At 40.2% G+C, this 6995-nt stretch carries 3 protein-coding genes; 2 read left to right on the top strand and 1 reads right to left on the bottom strand.

All coding sequences use genetic code 11. The features are described from left to right. Both M23134_RS25045 and M23134_RS25040 read left to right on the top strand, forming a co-directional pair. Positions 1-1859 (top strand): WD40/YVTN/BNR-like repeat-containing protein (locus M23134_RS25045; protein ID WP_002700874.1); only part of this gene is annotated, 1859 nt, incomplete at its 5' end. Between the two features lie 1307 nt (positions 1860-3166). After that, entirely contained in the window at positions 3167-3961 is a 795-nt protein-coding gene (locus M23134_RS25040) for a leucine-rich repeat domain-containing protein (protein WP_157558633.1), read from the top strand. 559 nt (positions 3962-4520) lie between these two features. Here M23134_RS25040 and M23134_RS25030 read toward each other — a convergent pair. Next, positions 4521-6935: a tetratricopeptide repeat protein gene (locus tag M23134_RS25030; RefSeq protein ID WP_002700868.1), complete on the bottom strand. Its 2415-nt coding sequence runs from the start codon at positions 6933-6935 to the stop codon at positions 4521-4523. Positions 6936-6995: the final 60 nt, after the last annotated feature.

The raw sequence follows: 6995 nt of genomic DNA, 5'->3' as shown, positions 1-6995 counted from the left end.
AGCGACGCATAGGCATCCAACCTGTAGAAGGCAAGGGTGAACCGGGGTTACGATGGAACTGGGATGCTCCTTTGCTGATTAGCCCTCACGTCAATACTACTTTGTATTTTGCCGCCAATAGGCTATTTAAAAGTACCGACCGAGGCAATTCGTGGAAAACCATTAGCCCTGACCTGACCCGCCAGCTTGACCGCAATAAAATGAAAATGATGGGCAGGGTATGGAGTGTAGATGCGATCCGAAAAAATGCCTCTACTACCATTTATGGCAATATTGTAGCATTGCACGAATCGCCCAAAAAAGCGGGGTTGCTATATGTAGGTACCGATGACGGCTTGGTGCAGGTATCGGAAGATGATGGTGCCAACTGGCAAAAAACAGAAAAATTTACCGGAGTCCCAGCGCTTACTTACGTAAATCATTTGCTTGCTTCGCAACACGACGAAAATGTGGTATATGCGGTATTTAACAATCACAAAAGAGGAGACTTTAAGCCTTATGTGCTCAAAAGTACCAATAAAGGAAAAAGCTGGCAATCGATAGCGGCCAACTTGCCCGCTCGTGGGTCGGTGTATAGCATTGCCGAAGACCACGTTAACTCAAAGCTATTGTTTGTGGGTACTGAGTTTGGGGTATTCTTTACGATAGATGGTGGCAATAAGTGGACTCAACTAAAAGGTGGGTTGCCTACAGTGGCTATCCGCGATATGGAAATTCAAAAAAGAGAAAACGACCTGGTATTGGCTTCATTTGGGCGTGGTTTTTTTATTCTGGACGATTATTCTCCTTTGCGTACGCTCAACAATGATTTGCTTGCCAAAGATGCCCATATTTTCCCCATCAAAGACGCTTTGTGGTACAATGTAGCTACTCCTTTGGGTATTCGTAAAACCGGGTTTCAAGGACATAGCTTTTATGCTGCTCCTAACCCTGAGTTTGGCGCAACGTTTACTTATTATGTGAAAAAATCAATCAAAACCCTGCGCCAAAAACGTAAAGCTGAGGAAGCCAAAGCCCGCAAAAACAAACAAGACATCAAGTACCCTTCGTTTGATCAAATGCGCGCCGAAGATGATGAGCTACGCCCTTATTTTGTCTTTACCATTACCGATGCTTCAGGGGTGGTCATTAGACGAATCAAAACTTCGGCAAATAAAGGGTTAAAACGCATCACTTGGGATTTACGCTACCCAGCTGTAAACCCTACCCGCCTGACTCCTTACCCTACCCTCGACTACTACCAATCGCCTCCACAAGGCCATTTGGTTACTCCGGGTACTTATAAGGTAGCCTTGGGCAAGGTAGTAGATGGTAAATATACGGAAATGGTACCCGCGACTAGTTTTAAAGTAGTTCCTTTAAACAATACTACTATTCCGGTACAAAACCGGGCTGAGGTGACGGCTTTTCATAATAAACTGAGCAAAATGAACCGGGCTGTGATGAGTGCCAACAGGTTGCAACGTGAAATGCAACGCAAAATAAGGCATATGCGTGTAGCAGTGCTCAACGCTCCTAAAGCATCTATGAGTCTACTGGCAGACATTCGCAAGGCAGATAAGCAACTGCGTGCCTGGAACCGTGCCATGAATGGTGATGCTAGTTTGAGCCGACGCTTTTTCGAAACACCTGCTTCAGTGTCGTCGCGCATTGGGTTAATTAGCTACCAATTGTCGCAAAGTACCGCCCCTCCTGCCAAACTACACCAACAAAGCCTTAAGGTAGCCGAGGAGTCTTTTGCCACATTGATGAAAACGTTGAGTGGGGTACTGAATGACTTGAAAAAAATAGAACGTGCGTTGGAAGCAGCCGGGGCTCCTTATACTCCAGGGCGTGCCCTTCAATGGAACAAGGATTAAGTTAAATATTGGATAGATTTGAATAATTACGGCCCGGTTGATAAACTCAAACCGGGCTTTTTTTGGAATAAAGCCAACAAATACAGGAGAAGCATCCACTGCTTTTCCCTGCTTCAAAACAACTTCGTAATATTGGCCTCAGTGAAATTACTAAGAAATGTTTGGCTTGAAACGAAGGGTAGATATAAGAAAGTAGGTATAAATACTAATACAAACTGTTAAATGTAACATTTTTCATAACAACTTGTTATAATTTCATAAATAATAAGGTTTTTTAATCTTAAATTATTAACTTTATGGTGCTTGCACGTTTTAACTTCGTGTTTTAACATTCAAACTTAAATCTGATAAGGGTACATTTAAGAAGTAGCCAAAAGGCAAAACTTGCCTGTAATTTGGTTCACCTTTGGGTTTAAAAAAGTGTCTTTTGCTCCTTGTTTTGATGATTTTGAGGGCATAGCTTATAAGCTATGGTTGAAGAGATTATATAATTACAGGCAAAAAAAGTCACCGTTTTGCTTCCAAAAGTGAAAGTTTAAATGCATTCTAAAGACTTGTTTAAGTTTTATAATACAAAATTGACAATTATTTGACACCAGGCATTTCAACCCATTGATGTAGTGAATTAATAGCAACTATCCTTGACTGTGTTCTATAGAGTAGAGCAAGACATTTTATCAAAACTCCTTGTTTTATTGTAAATTTATTTAAAATCATTTACACCTATAGCTAACAGTATCTAGCTTTGTACACCTTTTCTTCTAATAGTATGTTTAAAATTGGTCGTTGGTAGCGACTTGGTTCATTAATTAGGTCTCCAATAAATCGAGACTATGAGCTTTTACGTAATTTTTCTGATTATATACTGTCAAACTGAACCTACTGTTAAATCCCGACTCATCGCAACTTTGTTGTGGCGAGTTTAATACAATCGCTGAAGCAAAACCAACCATAGCAGGGATGTAGGTGTGGTTTACTTCGCATACAAATTCAGGCGAGAACTCCAAACTTAATTTGGAGGATTCTTGGAGGTTCAGTTAAGTTATATTTAATGTATCTGCGTATCTGAACCAGAAATTTATCGTAAAATCTCCTTTTAAATAACCACTTTAAATCATACGCTAAAGCAACAACTAAGGGGCGTTTTATATGCTCTTAAAAGACTGTTGCCTTTTAGACAAATACTGCTTTCTTTACACTTCTGAAAGCCTCAAAGCTTCATAAACTACCTCATACGCTATCTGGTGAAAATCTAAACAGTGCTCTTATTCCTAATCACATTCGTATAACATTAAAATAACAAAACTGTGATAATCGAAGCAAATTACATTTCCAAGATTGAGAAGCTACTAAACAGTGACGATGAGGTCAATCACGTGATAGCTTTTCAGATTATGAGCGAAATGGGTGCCCCTATTGACCTGTACCCGATAATGACCAACCAAACTTCTAAAATGCAATTGTGTATGCAATATGGTTTTAGAAACGTGATAGCTAAAAGAAGGGTGTATATGCCCGATGAGTTTGTGCTGACTACTATATGCATTGAACTGTCTTTGCCTTATGGCACACCATTGCGCTACCAAGATCTTTGGCGTTTGGAAAAACTGCAAATACCAGAATATCCCTTAAGAAACCATTTTACTTTTGGACTGGAGGATGATGCCACCTGTTTAGACGGTTTACAGTTTGCGACACAGCTCAAAGAGTTGAGCATTGTAAACCACGAAATGGACAAAAGTGAACTTACAGTATTGCAACACTTGACAAATCTGGAAATATTAAAACTGAAAGGGATTAGTCTTGAGGTTTTTCGGATGAAAAATATCCAAAACTGGAAACCAATAGGGCACTTGCTCCAGCTCAAAGAGTTGCATTTGGTAGATTGCCAACTGGAGGATTTAGCATTTTTGCCCAAAAGTATGTCACAACTAGAGCATTTGAATCTACAGCACAATCATATTACAAACTTGATAGGTTTGATTGATAACCCAGCCATTCAATATTGCCAATTAGACGTAAGGAACAATCCTTTAAACGCCAATGATCTGCCCTGGCAATTAGAATGCCTCAAGATGCGTAAGGTAGAGGTATTGTATTGAGCAATAAGCCTATTTAAAATAATGCTACGTTGTATTGTAAAACCCCTTAGGAACATGTTCAAAATAAGTGTCGAGATTGAGGGTATAAACTCAAGGCTGACTGAGGCACTTTTAGCCTTTGGCAGAGCTCAGCGCAGCAAAGCTGCAGCTATCGGTTTGCGGGCAAGGCAACATCCGGGGGATGTTGAGCCAGACCGTGGGACGGTACTACGGACAATAAAAGCTCATAGTCCCGGCGGAACTGCCGGGGTAACGAAAGTCAGGAAAGAGGATATGTTCTAAACCGGACAGTTATTGTTGAGGGCTATGCCCGAAATCCCGTTTACGGGGCGATCACGTTCCTTAACTGCATTGGTCAGCTAAGGGGTTCTATTTGCCTCACATTGAACTTAAAATATTTTATAAATCAACGTGATATAAAAAGTGCAGTTACCCAAAGAACAGGGTGTACATAGAACCGAGTGGAGACTATGCCGACATCCTGCTTGCGGGGCACCGATATTCATTGGTATCTAAGGACTTGCGACTTGTCGCTTAAAGCTTGCCCTTATCGAGGCTCTTAACTTCCTAACTCACGCATCAACTTTTTAAACTTATCTTTGTCCTGCAAAGGAGCAAACAGCTTTTCTGTAGTAATCTTTTCTTTTTCTTTAAATCCTTGTTTTACTGCCCGTTCCAAACTGTCTATCGCTTTGTCGGGTTGGTTTTTTGCCATAAAGTAGGCTGCCCTGCTAAATTGTAACATCGCCAGCGTTTGGTCAAGCTCAGTGGCTTTTTTGAGGTCAGCCTCTGCTTTGCCCAATTGATTCGCTTTGACATAAGCATAGGCACGTGAACTGTATAAAATGGCTGAATTGCCTACTTTATCAAGACAAGCGTTGTAGTCTTCAACTGCTTTTGTTGGTTGACCTAGTTTAAGGTAAAGCGCTGCTCGGCTAAAATGATAGTTAGGGTCTGTACCCAGTTCAATTGCCTTAGTCATTGAACCAACCGCTTCTTTGTACTTTTTCTGTTTGATCAATATCAGCCCCTCATTATTTCTATAAGAGTCACTCTTAGGTTTGAGCTTTATCAGTTCTTGGGCATACTCCAAGGCTTTGTTATGGTCTTCAAGTTTAACATAACACAATGTCAGTCTTTCTAATATATTGACTTCCTGTGCAGGTTTTTCTACATATTCGTCGGCTTTTTTCAAGTAAGGAATGGCCTCTTTATATTTCTTTAGCTGTATATACAACTGAGCTATATCATTTGAAATCACTATGACCATTTTCTTTTGCTGGAGTTCCTCTCTAATGGCCAATGCGTTTTTGAGTTGCTCGATGGCTTTCAGGTAGTTTTTAAGCTCATTATAAGAACTTGCCATGTTATAGGCTACCTGGGCCATGGCCTCCTTATCGCCCTGCTTTTTGAGTATTTTGTAAGACTTTTGATAATAATCAATTGCTTCAGCTCTCCTTTGGAGTTTTTCGGAACACATGCCTAAATTAAACAAGCTTTGCGCCTTCAAACGTTCATCAGCTTCGCCCTTGTACAAAGGCAATAGTTTGCTTTGATAAAAGTATACCTTTTCAAAGTTTTCGGCTTTGTAATACACCATTGATAGCTCTTTGAAAAACTCGCGCTTATTTTCTTCGGTCAGTTTGAACTTGCTGCTCTCTTGCCTAAGCTTATACATTTTTTCCATGATTCCCCCAATACGACGGTAGTCTTTCATGGCACGGTATAAATCGCTCAAATGCCCTAAAACTGCCAACATACGGGCGGTATCTTTTTTAGCCTCTTTCATTTTCAACGATCGACTAAATGACTTCAGGCTTTCGCTATAATTCTTTTGGGCAAGGTATACCTCTCCTATATTTACTAAAATAGAAGAAATGTCCTCTGTTTTATTGTGTTTTTTCCGCAGTTCCAAGCCTTTGTTATAATATTCAAGGCTTTTGTCATACTCTCCAATGGTTTTATAAAGAATGCCCACATTCACATATTCATCCATCAAAAGTTCACTTGCGGCCTTTTTATCTGGCAATGATTCCAGGTGTTTGATGACACGCAAGTTGTACTCAATTGCCTTAGAAAACTTTTTTTGATAATAATAAGCACCTGACAACCGCTTGTATAAACTTGCCCTTGCTTGAGCATGGGTGGGGGTGTCGGGGCGTAAGCTCAGTGCCTGCTTAAGGTAATAAGCTGATGAGTCGTACTTCTCGGCAAGTTTGTAGCTATACCCTAAGCGTTCGGCTATGGTTACACGTTGAGGAACCATTTCTAGCTTGGTAAACAATTGATAGGAATAGTATAATGCATTGATGGTGTTTTTCAGGTCTTTTTGTTTAAAGTATACCTCTGACATATTTACCATAATATTGGCAACTGATTTGGTGTCTTGCTTTTTCTGATACCATTTTTTGACTTTTGTGTAATTTTCCAGTGCCAGATCTAGCTTTTCTTGTTGGTTATAAAGAATGCCCAAGTGTAACTGTATTTCGACCAGTTCTTCAGGCTCATTGAGTTTTTGGAAGCGTTTTTCCGCCTGTTTGACATAGCCAGTTGCTTTAACCATTTCCTTGTTATAAAAATAGGCACCACCCAATTTCTTAAGTAATGTGGCAGCTTTTTTGGCAAGCTTAAGTTCTTCAAACAATTGAAAAGACTGGTCAAACTTGACAATACTCTCCTTATATTTTTTTTGGATAGCCAGCAATGCGCCTTGTTGATGGTAGCTCTCGGCAATACCGGCCTTATAATTCAGACTCTTAGCCAGTTTTTCGGCTTTTTTGGCGTAACTCTTCGCCTTATCGAGCACCTCTTTACTTTTATAGGCTTGTGCCAACTGATTGAGCACATCTACCCGTGGCTTGTTTTTGAGCGTAGCCAGTTTTTTTTCAAGCAAGGGGATGCTGTCATTTTGCGCTTGTGTGGGGTTAAAAAAACACCCCATACACACTATTAAGCATACAAATAGTTTTTTCATTGTAATTTTTGTTAGTTCGTGTTCATTATATTTAGTCCAGAGTTAGTAGTCTGTAGACCA

It is taken from the genome of Microscilla marina ATCC 23134, from assembly GCF_000169175.1.
Classification (GTDB): Bacteria; Bacteroidota; Bacteroidia; order Cytophagales; family Microscillaceae; genus Microscilla; species Microscilla marina.
Note: the sequence above shows the minus strand (reverse complement) of the source record. Positions and strands in the feature narration are given on the sequence as shown.

Coding starts and splice junctions, on each gene's coding strand:
- M23134_RS25030 (WP_002700868.1), bottom strand. CDS start 6,935: ATGAAAAAACTATTTGTATGCTTAATAGTGTGTATGGGGTGTTTTTTT.